Genomic DNA, 23,980 nt, shown 5'->3' on the forward strand with positions numbered 1-23,980 from the left:
GGCCCTACAAAATCACATTGCCATCGCGCAACTGGGCAATCCGCTCATCAGTGAACCCCAATTCCCCCAACACCTGGTCCGTATGCGCCCCCAAGCTCGCGCCGATATGCCGCGGCTCGGGCAGCCCTTCGGAAAACTTCAATGGGCAGGCGATCTGCGGCTGTCGCGAGCCATCGCCACGGGGCACTTGCGTGACCAATTCCCGAGCCTTCAACTGGGGATGCTCAAGCGCCTCGTCCAGCCCCAGCACCGGCTCGACGCAGGCATCAATTCCGGCAAACATGCTGCACAACTCGGCAAAATCATGTTTTTCGAACTCGGCTTGCAGAGCCAGCTTGAGGGCGTGTTGCTGTTCAGGCTTGGGCGAAAGCCCCTGGCCCGCCAGCTCCGGTCGCCCAAACGCCGCGCAGAGCGCCTGCATGAACGCCGGCTCCAGGCTGCCCACCGCCATCCACCGACCATCACGGCTGCGGTAATAGTCATAGAAGCTGCCGCCGTTGAGCACATGGTTTTCCCACCCAGGCGTCATACCGCAAGCCAGGTAACCGGCGCCGGCCAGTGCGTTGAGGCTGAATGCGCAGTCGGTCATGCTCACATCCAGGTGCTGGCCCAACCCAGTCTGCTGACGGGCGATCACCGCCGCCAACAGCCCGATCACCCCGTGCAATGAACCGCCAGCGATGTCCGCCGCCTGGATCCCCAGCGGCAACGGGCCGCTGCCGGCACGGCCGGTGTGGCTCGCCAAACCCGCCAGGGCCAGGTAATTGATATCGTGGCCGGCGCGCGCCTTGTAGGGACCGGTCTGGCCGTAGCCGGTAATCGAGACATAAATCAGCCTCGGATTGATCGCCTTCAAGGCTTCATAGCCCAAGCCCAACCGCTCCATCACGCCGGGGCGGAACTGTTCCAGGACGATGTCATGGTCGTTCAGTAGCTGCCTGATGATTTCCAGCGCCTCTGGTTGCTTGAGGTCCAGGGCCAGGCTGCGCTTGTTGCGGTTGAGATACGCATGGCTGGCTGAGACGCCCTGGTCATGGGGCGGCAGGATCCGCAGCAGATCCGGACGGTCTGGCGATTCGACCCGCAGCACCTCGGCCCCCATGTCCGCCAGCAACAGCGAGGCGAACGGCCCCGGCAGCAGGGTCGAAAAATCCAGTACCTTGAGCGATGCCAGTGGACCTTGCATGGAAAGATCTCCGCCTTGATATGCATCCAAGCCTAGGCAGCGGCTGGCGACGGAGCAATCACCAGGGGGGTCGTTCGGGCTGACAAATCCGCTCATGGCGAAGCCTCTTCATCCAGATTGCGCCCACTAAAAAACCCGCCGAAGCGGGTTTTTTATTGCAGGCTGAAGCTTACTTGGTTGGCAGAGCGCTTTCTGGCGCGGCAACCGCGTCGTCGTCTTCGCGCACGTCGGAGATACCGCGACCACCGGAAGCCAGTTCGGTCTGCAACTGGTCTTCGTCCAGCTCCTTGACCCACTTGGCAACCACGATCGTGGCGACGGCATTACCCACCAGGTTGGTCAGGGCGCGGGCTTCGGACATGAAGCGGTCGATACCCAGGATCAACGCCAGGCCGGCAACCGGCAAGGTGCCCACGGCCGACAGCGTGGCCGCCAGCACGATGAAGCCGCTACCGGTTACGCCGGCGGCCCCCTTGGACGACAGCAGCAGTACCAGCAACAGGGTGATCTGGTGAGTCAGGTCCATCGGGGTGTCGGTGGCCTGGGCGATGAACACCGCGGCCATGGTCAGGTAGATCGAAGTACCGTCGAGGTTGAACGAGTAGCCAGTCGGGATGACCAGGCCCACCACGGACTTCTTGGCGCCCAGGCGCTCCATCTTGATCAGCATGCGTGGCAGCGCCGATTCAGAAGAAGAAGTACCCAGCACGATCAGCAGCTCTTCACGGATGTAGCGAATCAGCTTGACCACGCTGAAGCCATGGGCGCGGCAGATGGCGCCCAGCACCACCAGCACGAACACTACGCAAGTGATGTAGAAACAGATCATCAGCTGGCCCAGTTGCACCAGCGAACCGACACCGTAGGCGCCGATGGTAAAGGCCATGGCACCGAACGCACCGATCGGGGCCAGCTTCATGATCATGTTGATGATGATGAACATCACGTGGGCGAAACGGTCGATGAAATCCAGCACCGGTTTGCCGTACGAACCCAGGCGATGCAGGGCGAAACCGAAGAGCACCGAGAACATCAGCACTTGCAGGATGTCGCCGTTGGCGAACGCACCCACGATGGTGTTCGGGATCACGTTGAGGATGAAGGCGATGATGCTCTGGTCTTTACTGGCACTGATGAAACCGGCGATCTTGCTGGTGTCCAGGGTCGACACGTCGATGTGCATGCCGGCGCCCGGTTGCACGACGTTGACCACGACCAGGCCGATCAGCAGGGCGATGGTGGAAACGATTTCGAAGTACAGCAGCGCATAGCCGCCGGTCTTGCCCACCGACTTCATGTTCTGCATGCCGCCGATGCCGCTGACGACGGTACAGAAAATGATCGGGGCGATGACCATTTTGATCAATTTGATGAACCCGTCACCGAACGGCTTGAGGGCAACGCCGGTCTGCGGGTAGAAGTGGCCGAGCAAAATGCCGATGGCAATGGCTACGATCACCTGGAAATACAGGGATTTGTACAGGGGCTGACGAGTCGTCATGGCAAACTTTCCTCAAGAGTCCCGTGTGACAACATCCACCTGTTGTCCACGACACCTCAATTGCGAACCCTCCTGCACTGGAGGGATTTGTTTTGTCGGCTGCACGCGGCAGACCTGCACAGGGCATCGCAAGGCCCGTGCCATTTTTCAGAAATGCCCTACAACCCGCGTCGCATCACGCTTTTGTTTATTCATCGTCGATTAAACAAGTGGCGAAGGATGGCGGATATCCGCCAAGACGCGGTTTCTCACTCCTGGATTTGGCGGATATCCGCCTTGCCCGGCTCGGACGCCCTGCTACCATCGCCCGCTTAACGGACGGATTTGAGCCATGCGCCAACGCACCATTGCCAGCCACTTCGCCCGCGCAGCCCTGGGCGGGGCGCGCCGGGAAGGGTTTGACTACCTTCCCTTGCTGCAACGATTGGGCATCAGCCCGGAACTGCTCGATGAACCGCGAGCGCGGATCGCCCCGGAACAGTTCGCCCGCCTGTTGCAAGCGCTATGGGCGGATCTGGGCGACGAGTTCCTGGGATTTGGCCAGGCACCGAGTAAACCCGGGACGTTTGCCATGATGTGTCACACGTTGATTCACTGTCGGACCCTGGGCAAAGCCCTGCAGCGGGGCTTGTTGTTCTACAGCCTGTTTCCCGATGCGCCGAGCCTGACGCTGGAAACCGAAGGCGACCGGGTACGGTTAAGCCTGGACGAGTCGACGCTGCGCGACCCCGATCACTTCCTGGCTGAAAGCCTGCTGGTCATCTGGCATCGCCTCGGCAGTTGGCTGATCGGCCAGCGGATCGGCCTTGAACAGGCGACCTTCAGCTATGCCAGGCCCAGCCATGGCGCGGAATACGACCTACTGTTCCCCTGCCCACTGGTATTCGAAGCCCCCCGCAGCAGCGTGTTGTTCCATGGCCGCTACTTGGAAATGCCGTTGCTGCAGGACGAGCGAACCCTGAAGTATTTCCTCGAACGCTCCCCCGCCGACCTGCTGTCGCGCCCGGACGACGGCCACAGCCTGACCAGCCAACTGCGTCGCCTGCTCAGCCGCGACACGGCGCGCTGGCCCGACCTGGACACCGTCGCCGCGCATCTGCATACCAGCGCCCAGACGCTGCGCCGGCATCTTCGCGAAGAAGGCACCAGCTTCCAGGAGCTCAAGGATCAGTTGCGGCGGGATATCGCCATCTACCATTTGGGGCGCGCAGACCTGTCGTTGCAGCAGATTGCCGAGCAGTTGGGGTTCTCCGAGCCATCGGCGTTTCATCGGGCGTTCAAGAAGTGGACGGGGTTGACGCCCGGGGCTTATCGGGAGCAGGAAAACTGAGCGGTTCCCTCGAACACACCGAGAATATTCCAATCAAACCACCGGAAAATGAATCCGGAACGCCGCCCCGCCCAATTCCGAATCCCCCAGGGTCAACCGCGCGCCGTAGCTTTCGATGATGTCCTTGACCACCGCCAACCCGATCCCCTGCCCCGGATGCTGGCGATCCAGCCTTTCGCCTCGCTGGAGAATCCGCGCACGCTGGTCCGGCGGCACGCCCGGTCCATCGTCCTCGACGCTCAGTTCCGTACCGCCGAGGACCTCCTGCAGGCTGACCCGGACTTCCCCCAGGCATAGCCGGTAGGCGTTCTCCAAGAGGTTGCCGAGCATTTCCAGCAGCGCGCCTTGTTCGATTGGCACCTGGCAATGCTCCGGCAAATCGAATTCGACCTGCACGCGTTTGTCCCGATAGACCTTGTCGAGGGTGTCGCACAGGCTTTGCAGGACCGGGCGCAGGGGCACCTGGTGGCGCACCAGGCCGCTTTTACGCAGGCTGGCGCGCTGCAACTGATAGCCGATCTGCTGGCTCATGCGTTCGATCTGGGTTTGCAGCACCCAAGCCTGACCACGATCCTGCGGCCGCCGGGCCATGTCTTCGCTGACGCCTTGCAGTACCGCCAGGGGGGTTTTCAAGCTGTGGGCCAGGTCATCGAGGGAGTCTCGATAACGGCTGCGCTGCTCGCGCTCGCTGTGCAGCAGGCGGTTGAGGGAGCCGGTCAGGCGCAACAGCTCGCGGGGGTGGGCGGTGCTGAGGCTTTCGCGGGTGCCGGCTTCGATTTCATCCAACTCCTGGCTCAGGCGTCGCAAGGCGCGCAAGCCCCAGGTCAGGCCGATCCACAACAGCGCCAGCAATACCAACAGGGCAGCGCCAAACCCCAGGTAAAGATTGTCCCGCAGCCCTTGCAAGGTGATTTCATAATCGCGCACCGGCTGCAGGGTAACGATACTGAACGCCGCGCTCTGGCCGCCCAGCAGCTTGACCTCGACGTCATAGACGAAGAATTCCTGGCCGTTGTCCTCGCGGATACGAGCGAACTGGTTGCCCTGCCCGTCATAACGCGGCGAGTAATTGATGCGCTCTTCCTGGGTCGCCTTCGACCGCCAGACCAACCGTCCCTCCCGGTCATAGATGTAGCCCAGCAGGCGCGCGTCGGCGAGGTTGTATCGCTCGTCCGGCAACTGCGCCGGCATCTTCAGTCGATTGTTTTCCACCCGGGCGGCGGATATCAGCGTGGTCACATCCGAGGCCAGGCGCTGCTCGATGGATTCCTGCAAGGCCAGGCTGAACGCCCCTTGCATCGCCGGCAACAACGCCAGCATGAACAGCACCGCCAGGGTCATGGCGGCCAGCATCAAGCGCAGTCGAAGCGAACGGATCACTGGCAGCGCTCGTTGAACAGGTAACCCAGGCCCCGCACGGTGTCGATCGGCTTGAAGCCGGCCGGGGCTTCGAGTTTGCGGCGCAGGCGTCCGACCAGTACTTCGATGACATTGGGATCGCGCTCGTCGTCATCCGGGTACAGCTGTTCCATCAAGCGGTCCTTGGCAACCACTTGCTGGTGATGGCGCATCAGGTATTCCAGGATGCGGTACTCGTAGGCCGTCAGCGCCAGCGGCTCTTCGTCGAGGGACGCCTGCTTGCGGTTGAGGTCCAACTGCAACGGACCGGCGACGATGGTCGACTGGGTGAAACCGCTGGAGCGACGCAGCAGGGCGTTGAGCCGCGCCTCCAGCTCTTCGAACTGGAAAGGCTTGACCAGGTAGTCGTCGGCCCCGGCGGCAAGGCCTTCGACCTTGTCCTGCCAATTGCCGCGGGCGGTCAGGATCAGGATCGGGAAGGACTTGTCCTGTGAGCGCAGGCGGCGAATCAGTTCCAGGCCGCTGATGCCCGGCAGGCCCAGGTCGATCACCGCCAGGTCATGATTGAATTCGCGGACCTGGTACAAGGCTTCTTCGGCATTGGCCACGGCCTGCACCACATGCCCGCTGTCGGTGAGACGGGTTTGCAGGTGATGACGCAACAGCGCTTCGTCTTCGACAACCAATAGTTTCATGGGGCCTCTCCCAGGCGATTCAGAACAGCCATGTCAGACAAGGCGCCGGATCGTCTTGGGCCGACCCGGCTGCACGTTTCCATCTCCTGCCAGCTAGAACGTGTAGTTCGCCGACAGGTAGGTCTGGGCGCTGCTGGTCAGGTCCAGCGAGCCGACCTTGGCGCCATTGTGCGGGCTCATTTCAGTGCTGGCATTGCTGCGCAGGTAACGGTACCCCAGTTCCACCGAGGTGTTTTGCGAAATTTGTTGCAGGACGCCGCCTTGCAAGCCCACCGCGTAGCCGATATCGGTGTCGCGGCTGAAACCTGGCGAGTCCTGGGTCAATTTGGTCAGGCCCGCCGTCCCACCCCCGAACAGTTTGGTGCTGCTGGTGACTGGATAGAACACGTCATAGCTGCCCAGCAGGTTTTCCTGGCGCAACTTGATGCCGTTGTGACTGCCCGACACGTTGTCATAGGTGGCGTAGTAGCGACCTTGATCGTTCTGCCGGCCGAGGCGCAGGCCATAGGTGGTGTCCTTGCCGATCACGCCGTCGGCGTTCGGGTTGTTCAGGTTCTGGTTCAGGGCGCTGGACTTCTTGACCTTGTCGCTGGTCTGGCCGAGGGTCAGGCTGGCGAAGTTGTCATCGGCGTGGGCCATGGCGCTGGCACCCAACACGGTGAAGGCCAACAGCAGTGTTTTCATATGGGTCATGATCAGGTTCCTTTTGAAGCGATGGTTGTGTGAAGTCGCCGCCACGATAGCCATTGCTCCCTGAACCCCTCTTGAACGTTCTCTGAACCTGGGCTGAACGAATCGGCTAGTCTGTGTGCACCACTTTTTTAAGGAGATCGATCATGCGCAGGTTGCTTGCTGTTGTACTTCTGGCCTTGACTGGCGCAAGCCACGCCGCCATCCAGACCCAGGAGATTCCCTACACCAGCGCCGACGGCACGAAGCTGGTCGGCTATTACGCCTACGACGATGCGATCAAGGGCCCGCGCCCGGGCGTGGTGGTGGTGCATGAATGGTGGGGGCTGAACGATTACGCCAAGCGTCGCGCCCGTGACCTTGCCGGCCTGGGCTACAGTGCCCTGGCCATCGACATGTACGGCGACGGCAAGAACACCGAGCATCCCAAGGACGCCCTGGCCTTCATGCAGGCAGCGCTCAAGGACGGCAAGGCGGCCAGCGCGCGCTTCCAGGCCGGGCTGGACCTCTTGAAGAAACAACCCCAGACCGATCCGGACAAACTCGCCGCCATCGGCTATTGCTTCGGCGGCAAGGTGGTGTTGGACGCCGCGCGCCAAGGTGTCCCGCTGGCCGGCGTGGTGAGTTTCCACGGTGCCCTGGTCACCAACACGCCAGCCACCCCGGGAAGCGTCAAGGCCAAGATCCTGGTGGAGCACGGCGCGCTGGACAGCATGGTCACCGAAGACAACGTGACCGCTTTCAAGAGCGAGATGGACAAGGCCGGCGCCAAGTATGAGTTCGTCAGCCTCGACGGCGCCAAGCACGGTTTCAGCAACCCCGACGCCGATCGCCTGAGCCACGGCGAGCATGGCGGGCCAGACATTGGCTACAACAAGGAAGCCGATGAGAAATCGTGGGCGGATATGCAGAAGTTCTTCAAGAAGATTTTTGGCTGAGAACACTTCATTCAGCTGAAAAAATGATGTTTTGGTGGCGAGGGACCTTGCTCCCTCGCCACAAAAACCAACCGCTCTTCTATTCACCAGGCTAGGCCCACTACCCAGCCTCCAGCCAACCCGGCAAAATGCCCGGCATGAACCCGATCCCCGCCCTGCCCGCCTGCTGCTCGCCTCTGGACAATCATTGGCTGCTGCCCGACGCCCTGTCCGATACAGTGCTGCTCAGTACTCGCTTCGATCCGCTGCTGCTCGTCGCGACTGATTTCCCGGACAGCGCCATCGAACCGCCGGCGAGCATCCAACGCTCGGTTGCCAAGCGCCAGGCGGAATTCCTCGCCGGGCGAATCTGCGCCCGGGCGGCCTTGCATCGGCTTGACGGCATGGCGTGTGTTCCCGCCATCGGCGAGGACCGCGCCCCGGTGTGGCCTGCCCATGTCAGCGGTTCGATCACCCACAGTACCGGCCGGGCGGCGGCCATCGTTGCGCAAAAAAGACGCTGGCAAGGGCTGGGCATGGACCTGGAAAACCTGCTCGACCCCGAGCGCGCCGAGCGACTGGCGGGTGAGATCCTCACTCCCGCTGAACTGCTACGCATGGCGACGGTTGCGCGCGACGACCGGGCGCTGCTGGTAACGTTGACCTTCTCAGTCAAGGAAAGCCTGTTCAAGGCGCTGTACCCGATTGTCGGGCAGCGTTTCTATTTCGAGCATGCCGAAGTGCTGGAGTGGTCCCACGACGGGCAAGTGCGCCTGCGGCTCCTGACCGACCTGTCGCCCGAGTGGCGTCATGGCAGCGAGTTGCAAGGGCAGTTTGGGCTCAAGGATGGGCAGTTGCTGAGCCTGGTAGGGATCGAGGCCCGAGACGCGTAGATCTGGAGCGCCGCACCTTTCAAGACCGATCCTGATGCCTCGGCCAACTCAAGCTGAAACATGCCCCGCCCAGGCTTTTGCTTCTGTTGATCAGCGCGCGGCCATCGTGCCAGTGGATGATCCGCCGCACGATCGACAGCCCCAGTCCGTGGCCGCCCGACGCTCGCGCCCGGCTGTCGTCCAGGCGCAGGAACGGCTTGAATACCCGTTCCCACGCGGCCTCCGGCACACCCGGCCCGTCATCCTCGACATCGACCCGGCAGCGCAGTTGGCCGACCTGGTAACTCACGGTGACCCGGGATCTGGCATGGCGCATGGCATTGCCCACCAGATTCTGCAGGGCGCGATGCAGGAAACGCGGCTCGGCCTCGACCCAGGCGCCGTCGCAATCGGCGGCGGACAGGCACAGGCCACGCTCCACCGTGATCCCGGCGCGCAAAGGCCCCAATTCTTCTATGACCTGATTGACCAGCGCATCCAGATCCACCCGCTGGAAATTCAACGCCGGCGAGCCTTGCTCCAGGCGCGCATACGTCAGCATCTCGTCTACCAGGCGATCCAGATCTTCGATGTCGTGGTCCATGCCGGCCAGGTATTTATCGCGGGCCTCGGGCGTGCTGGCGCTGCCGAGCATTTCCAGGCCGAAGCGCAGGCGCGCCACTGGCGTGCGCAATTCGTGGGACACCGCGCGCACCAACTCCCGCTGGATCGCCAACAATTGCTGCAAGTGCTCGGCCATGCCATTGAACGCAGCGGCCAGACGCCCCACCGAATCGGCGCCCCGGGCCGGCACGCGGGTTTCCAGGCTGCCCTGGGCGATCTGGGTGGCGGCTGATTCCAGGCCGCGCAAGCGTCGCTCCAACTGACGCACCAGCAAGTAGACGATCAAGCCGATCAGGCTCAAGCCCAGCGCCGCGATCAGCACCAGCCATTCGGGCGGATAAGGATTCATCTGGTACAACGGGCCGATCTCCAGGACCCACGGCGTGCCGACCATCCCGGCGAATACCCGGATCGAGTCGCCACCCTTGCCCAGCGCCATCACCGTGTCGCCCTCGGACACCCGCCGACGCTGGTCTTCATCCATGTCCGCCTGGTCGACGGTCATCAGGCGCAGGTCGAAACCGAAGCCCTTTTCCTGTTTGAGTTGCGCAAGCCGCTCGGGCTGCTCGGCCACGGGGTAGCGCACCAGCTCGTCGGCCAGCAAATAGATTGTCGCCCGGGCCAATTGCTCGCTGATCTGGCGAACTTCGCCTACCAATGTCAATTGCTCGCCATCGCTGACCAACCGATAGACCTTGGCCGCGTGGGGGCCGGTCTGCTCCACCAGGACCTGCCCGCGCAATACTCGGGTGCGCTGGCCCAGGTCGAGGTCGCCCTGGCTGAGCACCTGCAGTTCCAGCGGAATGCCCAGCAGGCGCGCCCACACCGCCAACGCTCGACGGCGCTCGGTGTCATTCATTGGCCGCAAATTATCGGCCATCAAGGAAAACGTCCCGTGGGCCAGGCGCTCGCGGTACTGCTCGGCGCGCGTCTGATTAAGCTGGTGCAGCGCCAGCACGCCAAGTACCGCGACCAACACCAGCGCCGCGCACATGCCGCCATAGATCCGCAGGAAGATCGAGTTCACGGAGCGGCGTCTACGCAAGCTTCAGGCACGAACAGGTAGCCTTTGCTGCGAATGGTCTTGATCAGTCGTGGATGGTCGGGGTCATCGCCGATCTTGGGGCGGATGCGCGAGATGCGCACGTCGATGGAGCGATCCTGGCCGTCGTAGCCGATGCCGCGCAGGGCGGTGAAGATTTCTTCCCGGGACAGGATGCGCCCGGCATTGGACACCAGCAGCCACAACAGGTCGAATTCGGCGCTGGTCAGTTCGATACCGTTGCCCTGCAACCAGGCTTCACGCAAGGCGTCGTCCACCACCAGCGGGCCGAATTCCAGGCGCCGCGGTCTCTGCGGCACCGACGGTTCCGGCTCACTGCGCCGCAACAGGGCCTGGATGCGCGCCAGCAACAGGCGTGGGCGCACCGGCTTGCAGACGTAGTCATCGGCCCCAAGGTCCAGGCCCTGGATCTGGTCGGTGTCATCGGTACGCGCCGTCAGCATCAGGATCGGTCCGTTGAAGCGTTCGCGCACCTTGCGGCAAATGCTCAGGCCGTCTTCGCCAGGCAGCATCAGGTCGAGGATGACCAGGTCCGGCTGCTCGTCGATGATCCGTTGCGCCGCCACCGCGCCGTTGCCTTCGATGGCGACGTGCAGGCCATTGCTCTCCAGGTACTCGCGGGTCAGCTCGGCCAGACGCTGGTCATCCTCGACGATCAAAATCTGCCAGGCTTCTTGTTCCACGGGGGGCCTCGTCTTGCTGTGAATATAAAAGAAGGATCAGCACTATCCCGTGCCCGCTTGGAAATCTGCATCCTCCCGTTTTTTTGTCATCTTAAAGGAGGATAAACACGCCCACGCACCGGCCGATTGTATAAACGCGACCTGCGTAGAAAACAAGCGGACAAATGCGTTCGGTCGGGCTGGATTTGTGTGGTAACGTCCGCGCCCGCAAAAAACTCCGGGCTGTTTTCGAGTCGTCAAAATCGTTGAAAAAAGGCTCGCTCCAGCTAGGTCGCGGCCTACAGAGCAGTTCCACGTTTCGCACACAAATTACGCACAGGCTTATCCACAGGCAGCACGTTGATTCATGTCCAAAAACGCATTATCTTGTAGCCCGCCGCGTAAAAAACCCTACATGTAGGGTTTCAGGCCAAAAACCAAACACAAGTCGGATAGAGAATTCAAGCGCTTTTCTTGCCTCTGTCCTCCTGCAACACCGCAGTTTTCCAAGTCCAGAACCGCCCCTGCGGATGGCAACCGTTTCCCAGGTCGAAAACGACCGGAACGGTACGGGTGTTGCAGTCCTTTGCTGCCACCTTAGCAAACCCGGTCTAGAGCCCAGGCTCGCGACCCAAGAACTTCGGATGGACGCGACGCCACAGGCCCGCGTCCTACTGTCCCGAAGTTGTTATACCCGGCGCCAGTCGGTTGTAGTGCTTCAGGACGGAACGGTGGGCACCGTGATGGTGCCCAAATAAACATAGAGAACGTGGAGACACCCATGCACACCGACACAACTCGCGAGAACCCGCAGGGCACCGCGCCGCTGGCCGCCGATTCGAGCCCGGATCTGTCCGCCACCGCGCCGGGTCAACTGCGCGTGATCAAGCGTAACGGCACTGTCGTTCCCTACACCGATGACAAGATTACCGTCGCCATCACCAAAGCGTTCCTCGCAGTTGAGGGCGGCACCGCTGCCGCCTCGTCGCGAATCCACGACACCGTCGCCCGCCTGACCGAACAGGTCACCGCGACCTTCAAGCGTCGCATGCCGTCGGGCGGCACCATCCACATCGAAGAAATCCAGGACCAGGTCGAACTGGCCCTGATGCGTGCCGGCGAGCAGAAAGTAGCTCGCGACTACGTGATCTACCGTGACTCCCGCGCCAAGGAACGTGCTACCCGTTCCCCTGCCGACGCACCGGTCCAGGCCCACCCTTCGATCCGCATCGCACGCGCCGACGGCAGCCTGGCGCCGCTGGACATGGGCCGCCTGAACACCATCGTCACCGAGGCCTGCGAAGGCCTGGAAGAAGTCGATGGCGACCTGATCCAGCGCGAAACCCTGAAGAACCTCTATGACGGCGTCGCCCTGAAGGACGTCAACACCGCACTGGTGATGACCGCGCGGACCCTGGTGGAACGCGAGCCGAACTACTCGTTCGTGACCGCACGCCTGCTGATGGACACCCTGCGCGCCGAAGGCCTGAGCTTCCTGGAAGTCGCCGAGAGCGCGACCCACCACGAAATGGCCGACCTCTACGCCAAGGCCCTGCCGGCCTACGTCGCCAAGGGTATCGAGTACGAATTGCTGAACCCTGTCCTGGCCGAATTCGACCTGGAAAAACTCGGCAAGGCGATCAACCACGAGCGCGACCAGCAGTTCACCTACCTGGGCCTGCAAACCCTCTACGACCGTTATTTCATCCACAAGGATGGCGTGCGCTTCGAACTGCCGCAGATCTTCTTCATGCGCGTGGCCATGGGCCTGGCGATCGAAGAGAAGCAGCGCGAAGACCGTGCGATCGAGTTCTACAACCTGTTGTCGTCCTTCGACTACATGGCCTCGACCCCAACCTTGTTCAACGCCGGCACCCTGCGTCCGCAGCTGTCGAGCTGCTACCTGACCACCGTTCCGGATGACCTGTCGGGCATCTACGGCGCCATCCACGACAACGCCATGCTATCGAAATTCGCCGGTGGCCTGGGCAACGACTGGACCCCGGTTCGCGCATTGGGCTCGTACATCAAGGGCACCAACGGCAAATCCCAGGGCGTCGTGCCGTTCCTCAAAGTGGTCAACGACACCGCCGTCGCGGTCAACCAGGGCGGCAAGCGCAAGGGCGCGGTCTGCGCCTACCTGGAAACCTGGCACATGGACATCGAAGAGTTCATCGAGCTGCGCAAGAACACCGGTGATGACCGTCGTCGTACCCACGACATGAACACCGCCAACTGGATCCCCGACCTGTTCATGAAGCGCGTCTTCGATGACGGCAAGTGGACCCTGTTCTCGCCATCCGAAGTGCCGGACCTGCACGACCTGACCGGCAAGGCCTTCGAAGAGCGCTACGAGTACTACGAAGCCCTGACCGAGTACAACAAGATCAAGCTGTTCAAAGTCGTCCAGGCCAAAGACCTGTGGCGCAAGATGCTCTCGATGCTGTTCGAAACCGGCCACCCATGGCTGACCTTCAAGGACCCGTGCAACCTGCGCAGCCCGCAGCAGCACGTGGGCGTGGTCCACAGTTCGAACCTGTGCACCGAGATCACCCTGAACACCAACAAGGATGAGATCGCGGTCTGCAACCTCGGCTCGATCAACCTGCCGAACCACATCGTCGATGGCAAGCTGGACACCGCCAAGCTGCAACGCACCGTGAACACCGCCGTGCGCATGCTCGACAACGTGATCGACATCAACTACTACTCGGTGCCGCAAGCGAAGAACTCGAACTTCAAGCACCGTCCGGTCGGCCTGGGCATCATGGGCTTCCAGGACGCTTTGTACCTGCAGCACATCCCGTACGGTTCGGACGCTGCGGTCGAGTTCGCCGACAAGTCCATGGAAGCGGTCAGCTACTACGCGATCCAGGCTTCCTGCGACCTGGCCGACGAGCGCGGTTCGTACGAGACGTTCCAGGGTTCGCTGTGGTCCAAGGGCGTCCTGCCGCTGGACTCGCAACAGATCCTGATTGCCCAGCGCGGCGAGAAGTACATCGACGTCGACCTGAAGGAAACCCTGGACTGGGCACCGGTTCGCGCCCGTGTGCAGAAAGGCATCCGTAACTCGAACATCATGGCCATCGCACCGACCGCCACCATCGCCAACATCACCGGCGTGTCGCAGTCGATCGAACCGACCTACCAGAACCTGTACGTGAAATCGAACCTGTCGGGCGAATTCACCGTGATCAACCCGTACCTGGTTCGCGACCTCAAGGCCCGCGGCCTGTGGGACTCGGTCATGATCAACGACCTCAAGTACTACGACGGTTCGGTGCAGCAGATCGAGCGCATCCCGCAAGAACTCAAGGAGCTCTATGCCACCGCGTTCGAAGTGGACACCAAGTGGATTGTCGATGCCGCCAGCCGTCGCCAGAAGTGGATCGACCAGGCTCAGTCGCTGAACCTGTACATCGCCGGCGCCTCGGGCAAGAAGCTGGACGTGACCTACCGCATGGCTTGGTACCGTGGCCTGAAGACCACCTACTACCTCCGTGCCCTGGCCGCGACCAGCACCGAGAAGTCGACCGTCAACACCGGCAAGCTGAACGCGGTTTCCGCTGGCGGCAACCACGGTGACGACTCGGTCCTGGCTGCTCCAGCCGGACCGGCGCCAGTGCCAAAGGCCTGCGCGATCGACGAACCGGATTGCGAAGCTTGCCAATAAGCTGAGCGGGTAGGTGTTGCGAAACTCCTGCTGAAGAAGCCCCCGATAGGCCACTGGTTTATCGGGGGTTTTCTTTTGCCTGGGATAAGGTGCTGACTGACCTACCGCTTTCGCGAGCCGGCTCGCACACACTTGTCCTGCGTACACATACGCCCTGCTCGCGAAGAGGTCGAGACAGGCAACACAGAATAGCCGCGCACAAAAAAGCCCCTCTTTCGAGGGGCTTGTTGTGTAGCCTTCAAGCAACCATCGGCATCAAGCCATCTGAATGATGGTCTGCATGATGGTGCTCTGGGTGGAGATGGTCTTGGCGTTTGCCTGGTAGTTGCTTTGCGCCTTGATCAACTCGACCAGTTCGTTGGTCAGGTTGACGTTGGACTCTTCCAGGGAGTTGGAGACGATCGAACCCAGGGTGCCGGTTTGTGGCGCGTCGTAGCCTGGTATACCCGAAGCGAAGGTTTCTTTCCAGCTGGTGCCGCCTACTGGCTGCAGACCCTGCTCGTTGGTGAAGCTGGCGAGGGCGAGCTGGCCGATCGGCTTGGTCTGGTTGTTGCTGAAGTTGGCGAGCATCACACCGCTGCCATCAATGGTCAGGTTGGTGATCTGGCCAGTGGCGTAACCGTTCTGGGCCGGGATCGACCGCGCGGTGTCGGCGTTGAACTGAGTGGTGTTGCCCATGGAGATTGTGATGCTCGGCGCGCTGGCCGCGCCGTTGGCGGTCCATGTGCCGTTGGTCACGGTGCCCGGAACCCAGCCGGTCAGTACCAAATCACTGCTGGTACCCGCTGGAGGAGTGGTGACCGAGGTCAACCTGCCGCTCGAATCGAAGTTCATGGTCGAAGGAACAGGCGCGGTCGCACCGGTCGTGGTCGGCAAGCTGCCATCGAGGTTACGACCATCGATCAAGGTATAGACGTTCCAGGTGTTGCCGGCCGTCTTGACCATGTACTGGTCCATGGAATGCTGGTTACCCTGGGTGTCGTAGATCGGAGTGGTGAACTGCTTGGTGAAAGTAGCGGTATCGGCCGGGTTGAACGCGGCGGTAATCGGCGTTGCCGTCGAGTTCAGGTTGATGGTCGACGAAACCAGGCTGGTGGCTTGTGGCGGCAGGTTCGAGGTATCGATGCGCAGATCGGTCAGGATGCCGTTCTGGATCTTGCCGTTGGCATCCACGCCATAGCCCTGCAGACGTGCAGTGCCGTCACTGTTGGTGACGTAGCCTTCCTTGTCGGTCTTGAACGTACCGGCACGGGTGTAGCTCAGGGAACCGTCGTTGCTCAGGACAAAGAAGCCCTGGCCCTGGATGCCCATGTCCAGCACGTTGCCGGTGTTGTTCACGTCACCCTGGCCGAACTGCTGGGAAACGTTGGCCAGGCGCACGCCGTTGCCGACGGTCTTGCTGCCCGAACCCAGCTTGGTGGCCGAGTAGACGTCTTCGAATTCCGCGCGGGACGATTTGAAACCGGTGGTCGCCACGTTGGCGATGTTGTTGCCGGTCACGTCCAGCTGTTTGTTGGCTGCATAGAGACCGCTAAGGCCGATGTTGAAAGACATGTTGACTCCTTTTGCCGGTTAGTCGGCTCTACATACCAATAGTTTGTACTTTGGACAGGGCAATGCTGCCCAGCCCGGCCAGGTTGAGCATGAGCTCACCGCCCGTCTGGCTGATCGTCACGCTGCTGACCGTGGCCGGCAGGTTGGTGATCAGCGATGTGGCCTGGCCATCGATGGTGGTCGAGGCCGCGAAGGTGTACGTGCCCGACTCGACGGTCGTGCCCGCATCGTTCTTGCCATCCCAGATGAAGGCGGAGTTGCCAGATTTCTGGCTGCCCAGGTCGATGGTGCGGACGGTCTTGCCATCCTTGTCCATGATCTTGACGGTAAGGGAGGACACCGCTGCCGGAACCACCACGGTGCCGTTGAGGCTCTTGGAAGTATCGACCACGGCCTTGTCACCCGGAGCGATCACCGAACGCCCGACCAGGGACGAAGCTTGCAACGCCTGGGACGAGTTGTAGTTGCCGGCGATGCCGCTGACGGTATCGTTGAGCGTGGTGATGCCTTCCAGGCTGCTGAACTGCGCCAACTGGGCAACGAACTCACCGTTGTCCTGGGGCTCCAGCGGGTTCTGATTCTTCAGTTGGGTAACGAGCAGTTGCAAAAACGCATCCTTGCCCAATTCCTGGTTGCCGCTCGCCGCATTGGTTGCCGCGCCCAGGCCATCGGCCTTGGTGTTGGTCTTGACCGAGGAATTGGCGAGAATCTCGTTGAGGCTCAAACCGCCGGTGGTGTTGGTGACGCTCATGTGACTCGCCCCTTATCACTGACCGAGGGTCAGGACCTTCTGCATCATGGTTTTGGCGGTGTTCATCATTTCGACGTTGGTCTGGAACGAACGACTGGCGGAAATCATGTCGGCCATTTCTTCGACGACGTTGACGTTCGGGTAATAGACATAACCCTTGGCGTCCGCGGCCGGATGGTTTGGCTCATAACGTGCTTCGAGGTTGCTCTGGTCTTCGACTACGCCCAGTACCTGTACGCCCTGCCCCGCCGCGTCCTGGTCCTGGAACAGCGAGTCGCTGCCGCCGGACTGGCCGCCCTGGAACATGGTGGCGAACACCGGGTGGCGGGCGCGATAGGTCTGGTCGATGCTCGACGAAACGGTCTCGGCGTTGGCAATGTTACTGGCGACGGTGTTCAGGCGAGTGGTCTGGGCACTCATGGCACTGCCGGCGATGTTGAAAACGCTCGCGATCGACATGGCTTACTCTCCACGCAGGGCCGATACCAGCCCTTTGAATTTACTGTTGAGCAGGGTGAAGCTGGCCTGGAAGTTCACGGAGTTTTCCGCGTAGTTGGACTGTTCCAGTTGAGCGTCCACGGTGTTCTGGTCGATCGACGGCTGCATCGGCGTGCGATACATCAAGGATTCGTCGCCGCTGCCCACGCCCTCGGCTTCGATATGACGGCTGTTGGTCATATTCAAGGCGAAGTGGCCGTTCTTGGTTTTCTCGTTCTGCTCGGCGAGCACCTTGGAAAAATCCAGGTCACGGGCCTTGTAGTTCGGGGTGTCGGCGTTGGCGATGTTGTTGGCCAGGACTTCGGCACGCTGGGCGCGGAAGCTCAGGGCCTGTTCGTGGATACCGAGCGCTTTATCGAAGCTGATGCTCATGTCGGAAACCTTTGGGTGACCAGAATGTACGTACGAAGGCTTTAGCAAGCGTCGTGCCACTTTTAAAAGCCCCGTAAACCGGGGCTTTGCGGGGATCGGCAAAGCGGCAATGCCAGAAAAGCGGCAATCGGCTTCCGCTGGCTGCCGCTTTTCTGCCGCTTCTCAGGCGCGATAAGATCCAAACTGTGGACGGTGCTGTAAAAAAAACGGGAGCCCCTTGGGACTCCCGTTTTTTTACAACCCAAGCCAATCACTTGGCCTGGTAGATGATTCCCGGGCTGCACTGGACCATCTGGTAATGATCCGGCAAGCCGTTCAGCGCTTCGGAAGCGCCGAGAAACAGATAGCCACCCGGCTTCAAGGTGCTGTGGATACGCAGCAGGATGTCCTTCTTCACCTCAGCGGAGAAGTAGATCAGTACGTTGCGGCAGAACACGATGTCGAACTTGCCCAGGCTGGCGTAGCTGTCCAGCAGGTTGAACGAGCGGAACTCCACCCGGCTCTTGATCGGCGCCTTGACCACCCATTTGCCCGGCCCCTTCGCGTCGAAATAACGCTGCAGGCGATCGGGTGACAGGCCACGGCCGATGGCCAGGCTGTCGTACTCGCCGGTCTTGCAGTTATTGAGCATGGTCCCGGACAGGTCGGTGGCGACGATCTGCACGCCACCTTTCAACTGGCCGATGTTGGTCCGCTCGAATTCGTCGATGGACATCGACAGCGAATAAGGCTCCTGCCCCGACGAACAGGCCGCCGACCAGATTCGCAGGCGCTGGCCCGGACTGGCCTTGATCGCCGCCGGCAACACCTTGTTCTTCAATACTTCGAAGGGATAGGTGTCGCGAAACCACAAGGTTTCGTTGGTGGTCATGGCGTCCACGACCATTTCGCGCAAGCCACTGCGCGGCTGGGCCTGGATACGCTGGACCAGTTCGCCCAATGACTTGATGCCCTGTTGTTCCATCAATTTATTGAGACGGCTCGACACCAGGTACTGCTTGTTTTCACCAAGCAAGATGCCACAGGCTTTTTCCAGGAAGACCCGGAACTGTTCGAAATCCAAATTACCCGTAGACAAGATACCGCCTCTTTTCACTGTGTTGACTTGCCGGGCGCACAACGCGCCCGACCTTTAGCCTGCTGTCTTGATTCGTTCGACGACCCGGGAAGCCAGGTCGTCGGGCCGGAACTTGGCCAGGAAATCGTCGGCACCGACTTTCTTCACCATCGCCTGGTTGAACACCCCGGACAACGAAGTATGCAAGATGATGTGCAGCTTTTGCATGCGTGGGTCGCTGCGGATCTCCGATGTCAGCGTATACCCGTCCATCTCCGGCATCTCGATGTCGGAGATCATCATCAAGAACTCCTCTTCCGGTTTCTTGCCCTCGTCGACCAGGTTGCGCAGGTAATCCAGCGCTTGCCTTCCGTCATTCAGGGCGATCACCTCGACGCCGACCGTTTGCAGACAACGCGTGACCTGCTTGCGTGCCACCGAAGAATCGTCGACGGTCAGCACCCGCAAGGACACTGCCTTGTGCTGGGTCTCGGCATCTATCACGCCAACGGAGATGGTCTCCGGGGTCGGCGCCACTTCGGCGAGGATTTTCTCCACGTCGATGATTTCCACCAATTGGTTATCGACCCGGGTCACCGCCGTCAGGTAGTGATCGCGGCCGGTCCCCTTGGGTGGTGGATGGATCTCTTCCCAGTTCATGTTGACGATGCGCTCCACCGACCGCACCAGGAACCCCTGGGTCTTGGTGTTGTACTCGGTGATGATCACAAACGGATTGCTCTGGTCGAGCAACCGGCCGGAACCGGTCGCCATCGCCAGGTCGAGAATCGGGATGGTCGCTCCCCGGATATTCGCCACACCGCACACGACGGGACTGGATTTGGGCATCAGGGTCAGCTTGGGGCATTGCAGCACTTCGCGGACCTTGAACACGTTAATTCCATACAACTGTTGGCCATCGAGACGGAACAACAACAGCTCCAGGCGATTCTGACCGACCAGCTGTGTGCGCTGGTTTACCGAATCCATCACTCCCGCCATGCCCTGACTCCTACTCACGCTAATGTATCCGTCGCGCATTCATCACTAAACGGCACGGGGCTTGCTATTGAACCGGCATGAACGCACAAACGACATTTTCTCGACGCCTGACCACTCACTGCCGCCACTGGCTCGGTGCACTGCTGGCTGCCTGCCTGCTCGCGTCGGGCGGTCCTGCCCTTGGTGCTGCTGCGGTAACCTTGCCTGATCTCCTTATCGGCGTCACTCAGGGCTTTCTTGAGTTCACCGTAGAAGACTACCTGGCAACCAGTCAAACCGAAGGTCGCTACGAGATCGAAGTCAACCAGCTCGACCCGCGCCTGCGCATGCCGATGTGCGACAGGGAATTGACTGCCTCGCTGGAGAGCCCGGCCCGGCCGCTGGGCCGCGTCACGGTAAGGGTTCGTTGCGACAGCGCAGCGCCCTGGACCGTGTTCGTGCCTGCTCAAGTGCGCCTGTATCGGGAAATTGTCACCACCACCCGTCCGCTCAAGCGTGCCGGGATTGTCGAGCCGCAGGACGTGGTCTTGCGTGAACGCGACGTCAGCCAGATCAGCCAGGGCTTCCTGACCTCAGTAGATGAGGCCATTGGTCAGAAACTTGTCCGACCAATGGTCGCCGACCAAGTGATCACCCAGGTGCATCTGGAACAGGCCGAAGTGGTTCGCAAGGGCGATCAGGTGGTCATTACCGCTCGCAGCGGAACCCTGGCCGTGCGGATGCCCGGCGAGGCCTTGGCCAACGGCGGCATGCGTGAACAGATTCGGGTAAAGAACCTCAACTCCCAGCGAGTCATCAAGGCCCAGGTGATAGCGCCTGGCCAGGTAGAAGTGGCTATGTAAGAGGCCGCAAGGAGGGTAGACAGGCTGGCGCTTGACCTCGGTGTTCCCTAGACTGTGCCTTGTACAAGGCAAGCGCAGACGTGCGCTCGTTCATTTGAAAAATGAGCCTAAAGTTTTTTGGGGATGGCCGAAAACATGGCAAGCGTCCAAATACCCAGAGGTTTTTTACCATGGTCATCGATTTCAATCGTTTAAACAGCTCCTCGCCCGTGACAGGCACAACGCGCACCAGCGCCAGCAAGGAAACCGTCGAAACCGACAAATCCAAGCCAGCCGACCAGGCCGCCACTGTCAAGAACGGGGAGTCGGTACACCTCAGCAATGAGGCTCAACAGTTGCAGAAGGTCACTGACAAGCTGCGCGATCAACCTGTCGTCGACAACGCCCGCGTGGCCGCGTTGAAAGCAGCAATCGCCGATGGCAGCTACCAAGTCGACAGCAACCGTGTAGCCAGCAAGCTGCTCAACTTCGAAGCCCAGCGCTAGGCCCCCGCCTACGCCAGGCTTTTGGACGCTCAAGACCCAAGGCCAGCCATGCACGACACTCATTTACTGCAATTGATCACCGACGACTTCGCTCCAGCGCAACAATTGCTGGAGTTGTTGCAGACCGAAGCCCTGGCATTACACGGGCGGGACATGCCGCTGCTGGAAAATATCCTGGCGCAGAAACAGGCATTGATCATTTTGCTCGACCAGCATGGCCGCAAGCGCAGCGAAATTCTCGCCAGCCTCAACCTGCCCGCCGATAACAGTGGCCTCGAGCAATTGGCCAGCCAATCGCCGATCGGCGATCAGCTGTTGTCGCAAAGCGCGGTGCTCAACGACCTGCTCAACCAATGCCAGGCCGCCAACGCTCGAAACGGCCAGTCTATCCAGATGCAGCAGGCCGCCACCGCCAATCAGCTGCGCATTCTCAACGGCGGCGAAATCCCGACGCTCTATGACGCTCGCGGCTCGACCGCAAAAATGGTCAAGCACCGCCCGCTCAGCCAGGCATGAAGCGAACGATGCCGGCGCACTATCAACGCGCGATACATGCTGGCAAAATGCTGGCTCTTTGTAGTCGTATTTTGCCTGGAGATTGACCCACCGTGTTCAATGCCTCAAACGCGGATGATGCTCCGCAGCCGCCCAAGGTCCTCACCACCCCTCTGGAAATCTCCGGCAACCTGCGGATGCTGCAAGACAGCCATGACCCGCTGATCATCACCTTTCATGAGCGCAGCCAGCGGTTCCAGAGCTACCTGGTGGATGTCGATCGCGACAGCAACACCATCGCCCTGGACGAAATGATTCCTCGGGACGGTGAACGTTTCCTGCTAGCCGGCGAGCCGTTTCGCGTCGAGGGTTTCCATGACGGCGTGCGCATTGCGTGGGAAGGCAACGGCCCGCTGACCATCCAAGAGTCGAGCGACGGCCGCTGCTATCGCGGCGCCTTGCCTGAAGAAGTGGTTTACCACCAGCGTCGCAACGCCTTCCGGGCCGCATTGAAACTGGCGCAACTGGTGAACGTGGAATTGGGTGGTGACAAGCTCAAGTCTCCGGTCAACGGCAAACTGCTGGATATCTCCGCAACCGGCTGCAAGCTGCGCTTCGACGGCGACATCACCGAGCGGCTGCAACTGGGCCAGGTTTACGAACGCTTCATCGCCGCCCTGCCGTTCGGCAACATGACTGCACCGGTGGAGCTGCGCTACCTGCATTTCGAAGAGCGGATCAACACCACCTTCGCTGGCGTGCGCTTCCACAATATCAGCGGCCTGGTACAGCGCCAGGTCGAACGCTTCGTGTATCAATTGCAGCGTGAAGCCCGTCGGTTCGATAAAGACGATTTCTGATTTTCGCGCGCGCTACATAAAAAAACGGGCAATCCCTTGCAAGGATTGCCCGTTTTTTATGCCGGCCTCATGGCCTGGCCTGGGTGAAATCGGAGGGAGGCGGTTGGTCATCGGCGCCTTCGGTGACCGGCTCCAGCTCTGGCTCCGCCTCGACGTCCGGATCGGGCGACGTCTGCATCTGCTCCTGCACCACCTGCTCGTCGACCCGCGGATCAAGGCACGCAACCAGCGGTGAGCTGGTCATGTTGTCCGGCATGGCCACATGGTGCAGAGGAGCGTCATCGACCTGGTGCAGATTGGTGACCGCTTTCGGCCGGATCCGCCACACCAGTACCAACGCAAACAAGGCGAAGAAGCCATAGAGCATCTGGCTGCCGAACAGTTTCATCAGCACACCCGCCACCAACGGGCCAATACTCGCGCCAACGCCGTAGGTCACCAGCAGCATCGCGGTGAGCGACACCCGGCGATCCCCTTCAACGTGGTCATTGGAAAACGCCACCGCCAATGGGTACAGGCAAAACTGCACCAGCGAACAGCAGAACCCCGCGACGAACAACACTTCCAGCGGCACCTTCGACAAAATGGCCAGCGGCAATGCACACACCACCAGGGCCAGTGCGAAGCATCGGATCAACAGGGCTCGATCATAACGATCCGACAGCCAGCCCAACGGCCATTGCACCAGCAGGCCGGCAAAGATGCAGCTGCCCATGAACAGGCCGACCTGCTCGGTGCTCAGGCCCTGCTGGGAGGCGTACAGCGGCGCCAGGCCGTAGAAAGAGCCAACGATCAGCCCGGAGCCCAACACCGTGGTCAGCGATTGCGGCACGCGCTTGATAAAGAAGCGCGGCTCCATGGGGGCCGGATGCAGCGGAGCCGGGTGGATCCGCCGGGTCAACGCCACTGGCACCAGGCACAGGGCGAAACACAAGGCCACCAACATCAGCAATTCCAGCCCCAGGGCCGGATGCATGACCAGGATCAGTTGGCCCAGCACCAGCCCCAGGTACGAAGCGATCATGTAGCCGCTGAACACCACCCCGCGCTGCTTGGCATCGGCCTGTTCGTTGAGCCAGCTTTCGATGACCATGTACTGGCACATCATGCCCAGGCCGACAATCATCCGCAGCACGATCCAGGCCGGCAGCCAGTCCACCAGGCCATGGCCCAAGACCGCCGCGCCGACAATCCCGGCACAAGCCGAATAGGCGCGAATATGCCCGACGCGGGCAATCAGCCGGTGGCCGATCTTGCCGCCCAGCACCAGGCCGAAATAGTTCGCGGCCATCAGCGCACCGACCCACAGGCTGTCCACGTTGTCGGCGGCCAGGCGCAGGGCCAGGTAAGTACTCAAGAGGCCCGAGCCGATGAGCATCATCAGCGAGGCGAAATAAAGCGCTCGAAAAGGTTTCCAGATTTGGCGCATCGGCGTTCCGAGCGGCTCCTTGAGGTGAGTAAGGGCTATCGTTCGAAGATAGCCCGAATGCGA

At 61.1% G+C, this 23,980-nt stretch carries 22 protein-coding genes; 8 read left to right on the forward strand and 14 right to left on the reverse strand.

All coding sequences use genetic code 11. The features are described 5' to 3' along the window. Positions 1-4: 4 nt before the first annotated feature. Complete coding sequence (locus JZ00_RS14885) at positions 5-1,186, reverse strand: CaiB/BaiF CoA transferase family protein (RefSeq protein ID WP_039591894.1); 1,182 nt, start codon at positions 1,184-1,186, stop codon at positions 5-7. 169 nt (positions 1,187-1,355) lie between these two features. Next, positions 1,356-2,687, reverse strand: a complete 1,332-nt coding sequence (locus tag JZ00_RS14890; protein ID WP_039591893.1) for a dicarboxylate/amino acid:cation symporter — start codon at positions 2,685-2,687, stop codon at positions 1,356-1,358. A gap of 331 nt (positions 2,688-3,018) precedes the next feature. Between JZ00_RS14890 and JZ00_RS14895 the strand changes: the two genes are divergently transcribed. Continuing rightward, entirely contained in the window at positions 3,019-4,017 is a 999-nt protein-coding gene (locus JZ00_RS14895; RefSeq protein ID WP_039591892.1) for an AraC family transcriptional regulator, read from the forward strand. A gap of 33 nt (positions 4,018-4,050) precedes the next feature. Here the strand turns inward: JZ00_RS14895 and JZ00_RS14900 are convergent, their stop codons facing one another. From JZ00_RS14900 to JZ00_RS14910, 3 genes are all read right to left on the reverse strand, one after another. Continuing rightward, on the reverse strand, positions 4,051-5,397 hold the full coding sequence (locus JZ00_RS14900; protein ID WP_039591891.1) for an ATP-binding protein: 1,347 nt from the start codon (positions 5,395-5,397) through the stop codon (positions 4,051-4,053). Beyond that, complete coding sequence (locus JZ00_RS14905; RefSeq protein ID WP_039591890.1) at positions 5,394-6,071, reverse strand: response regulator; 678 nt, start codon at positions 6,069-6,071, stop codon at positions 5,394-5,396. The genes JZ00_RS14900 and JZ00_RS14905 overlap by 4 nt, the downstream gene beginning before the upstream one ends. 93 nt (positions 6,072-6,164) lie before the next feature. After that, positions 6,165-6,764: a membrane protein gene (locus tag JZ00_RS14910; RefSeq protein ID WP_039591944.1), complete on the reverse strand. Its 600-nt coding sequence runs from the start codon at positions 6,762-6,764 to the stop codon at positions 6,165-6,167. A 143-nt stretch (positions 6,765-6,907) separates the two neighbouring features. On the opposite strand from JZ00_RS14910, the gene JZ00_RS14915 reads away from it, so the two are divergent. Then, positions 6,908-7,699: a dienelactone hydrolase family protein gene (locus tag JZ00_RS14915; RefSeq protein WP_039591889.1), complete on the forward strand. Its 792-nt coding sequence runs from the start codon at positions 6,908-6,910 to the stop codon at positions 7,697-7,699. A 137-nt stretch (positions 7,700-7,836) separates the two neighbouring features. Continuing rightward, entirely contained in the window at positions 7,837-8,571 is a 735-nt protein-coding gene (locus JZ00_RS14920) for a 4'-phosphopantetheinyl transferase family protein (RefSeq protein ID WP_198725485.1), read from the forward strand. Between the two features lie 19 nt (positions 8,572-8,590). Here the strand turns inward: JZ00_RS14920 and JZ00_RS14925 are convergent, their stop codons facing one another. After that, complete coding sequence (locus tag JZ00_RS14925) at positions 8,591-10,201, reverse strand: ATP-binding protein (RefSeq protein WP_039591887.1); 1,611 nt, start codon at positions 10,199-10,201, stop codon at positions 8,591-8,593. Then, positions 10,198-10,920 carry a response regulator gene (locus JZ00_RS14930; protein WP_039591886.1) on the reverse strand — a complete coding sequence of 241 codons (723 nt, stop codon included), beginning with the start codon at positions 10,918-10,920 and terminating at the stop codon, positions 10,198-10,200. Before JZ00_RS14930 ends, JZ00_RS14925 begins: the two co-directional genes overlap by 4 nt. Positions 10,921-11,680: 760 nt before the next feature. Between JZ00_RS14930 and JZ00_RS14935 the strand changes: the two genes are divergently transcribed. Beyond that, positions 11,681-14,572: a ribonucleoside-diphosphate reductase subunit alpha gene (locus tag JZ00_RS14935; RefSeq protein ID WP_039591885.1), complete on the forward strand. Its 2,892-nt coding sequence runs from the start codon at positions 11,681-11,683 to the stop codon at positions 14,570-14,572. A gap of 255 nt (positions 14,573-14,827) precedes the next feature. Here the strand turns inward: JZ00_RS14935 and flgE are convergent, their stop codons facing one another. From flgE to JZ00_RS14965, 6 genes are all read right to left on the reverse strand, one after another. Further along, positions 14,828-16,126: a flagellar hook protein FlgE gene (flgE, locus tag JZ00_RS14940; RefSeq protein WP_039591884.1), complete on the reverse strand. Its 1,299-nt coding sequence runs from the start codon at positions 16,124-16,126 to the stop codon at positions 14,828-14,830. 28 nt (positions 16,127-16,154) lie between these two features. After that, positions 16,155-16,877 (reverse strand): flagellar hook assembly protein FlgD, encoded by a 723-nt coding sequence (gene flgD, locus JZ00_RS14945; protein WP_039591883.1) that lies wholly within the window; start codon positions 16,875-16,877, stop codon positions 16,155-16,157. Positions 16,878-16,892: 15 nt separating this feature from the next. After that, positions 16,893-17,336: a flagellar basal body rod protein FlgC gene (gene flgC / locus JZ00_RS14950; RefSeq protein WP_039591882.1), complete on the reverse strand. Its 444-nt coding sequence runs from the start codon at positions 17,334-17,336 to the stop codon at positions 16,893-16,895. 3 nt (positions 17,337-17,339) lie between these two features. Beyond that, on the reverse strand, positions 17,340-17,747 hold the full coding sequence (flgB, locus tag JZ00_RS14955; protein WP_039591881.1) for a flagellar basal body rod protein FlgB: 408 nt from the start codon (positions 17,745-17,747) through the stop codon (positions 17,340-17,342). 250 nt (positions 17,748-17,997) lie between these two features. After that, complete coding sequence (gene cheR, locus JZ00_RS14960) at positions 17,998-18,825, reverse strand: protein-glutamate O-methyltransferase CheR (protein ID WP_039591880.1); 828 nt, start codon at positions 18,823-18,825, stop codon at positions 17,998-18,000. 54 nt (positions 18,826-18,879) lie between these two features. After that, on the reverse strand, positions 18,880-19,806 hold the full coding sequence (locus JZ00_RS14965) for a chemotaxis protein CheV (RefSeq protein ID WP_039591879.1): 927 nt from the start codon (positions 19,804-19,806) through the stop codon (positions 18,880-18,882). Positions 19,807-19,883: 77 nt separating this feature from the next. Between JZ00_RS14965 and flgA the strand changes: the two genes are divergently transcribed. The 4 genes from flgA (at position 19,884) to JZ00_RS14985 (ending at position 22,488) form a co-directional block, all read left to right on the forward strand. Then, entirely contained in the window at positions 19,884-20,648 is a 765-nt protein-coding gene (gene flgA, locus JZ00_RS14970; protein WP_039591878.1) for a flagellar basal body P-ring formation chaperone FlgA, read from the forward strand. A 170-nt stretch (positions 20,649-20,818) separates the two neighbouring features. Further along, positions 20,819-21,133 carry a flagellar biosynthesis anti-sigma factor FlgM gene (flgM, locus tag JZ00_RS14975; RefSeq protein WP_039591877.1) on the forward strand — a complete coding sequence of 105 codons (315 nt, stop codon included), beginning with the start codon at positions 20,819-20,821 and terminating at the stop codon, positions 21,131-21,133. A gap of 48 nt (positions 21,134-21,181) precedes the next feature. Further along, positions 21,182-21,649: a flagella synthesis protein FlgN gene (locus JZ00_RS14980; RefSeq protein WP_039591876.1), complete on the forward strand. Its 468-nt coding sequence runs from the start codon at positions 21,182-21,184 to the stop codon at positions 21,647-21,649. Between the two features lie 92 nt (positions 21,650-21,741). Next, a complete protein-coding gene (locus tag JZ00_RS14985) occupies positions 21,742-22,488 on the forward strand; it encodes a flagellar brake protein (RefSeq protein WP_039591875.1) in 747 nt (248 codons plus the stop codon). Positions 22,489-22,555: 67 nt separating this feature from the next. On the opposite strand, the gene JZ00_RS14990 is transcribed toward JZ00_RS14985, so the two are convergent. Next, complete coding sequence (locus JZ00_RS14990; protein ID WP_039591874.1) at positions 22,556-23,917, reverse strand: MFS transporter; 1,362 nt, start codon at positions 23,915-23,917, stop codon at positions 22,556-22,558. Between the last annotated feature and the right edge of the window lie 63 nt (positions 23,918-23,980).

It is taken from the genome of Pseudomonas frederiksbergensis, assembly GCF_000802155.2.
Lineage (GTDB): Bacteria > Pseudomonadota > Gammaproteobacteria > Pseudomonadales > Pseudomonadaceae > Aquipseudomonas > Aquipseudomonas frederiksbergensis_A.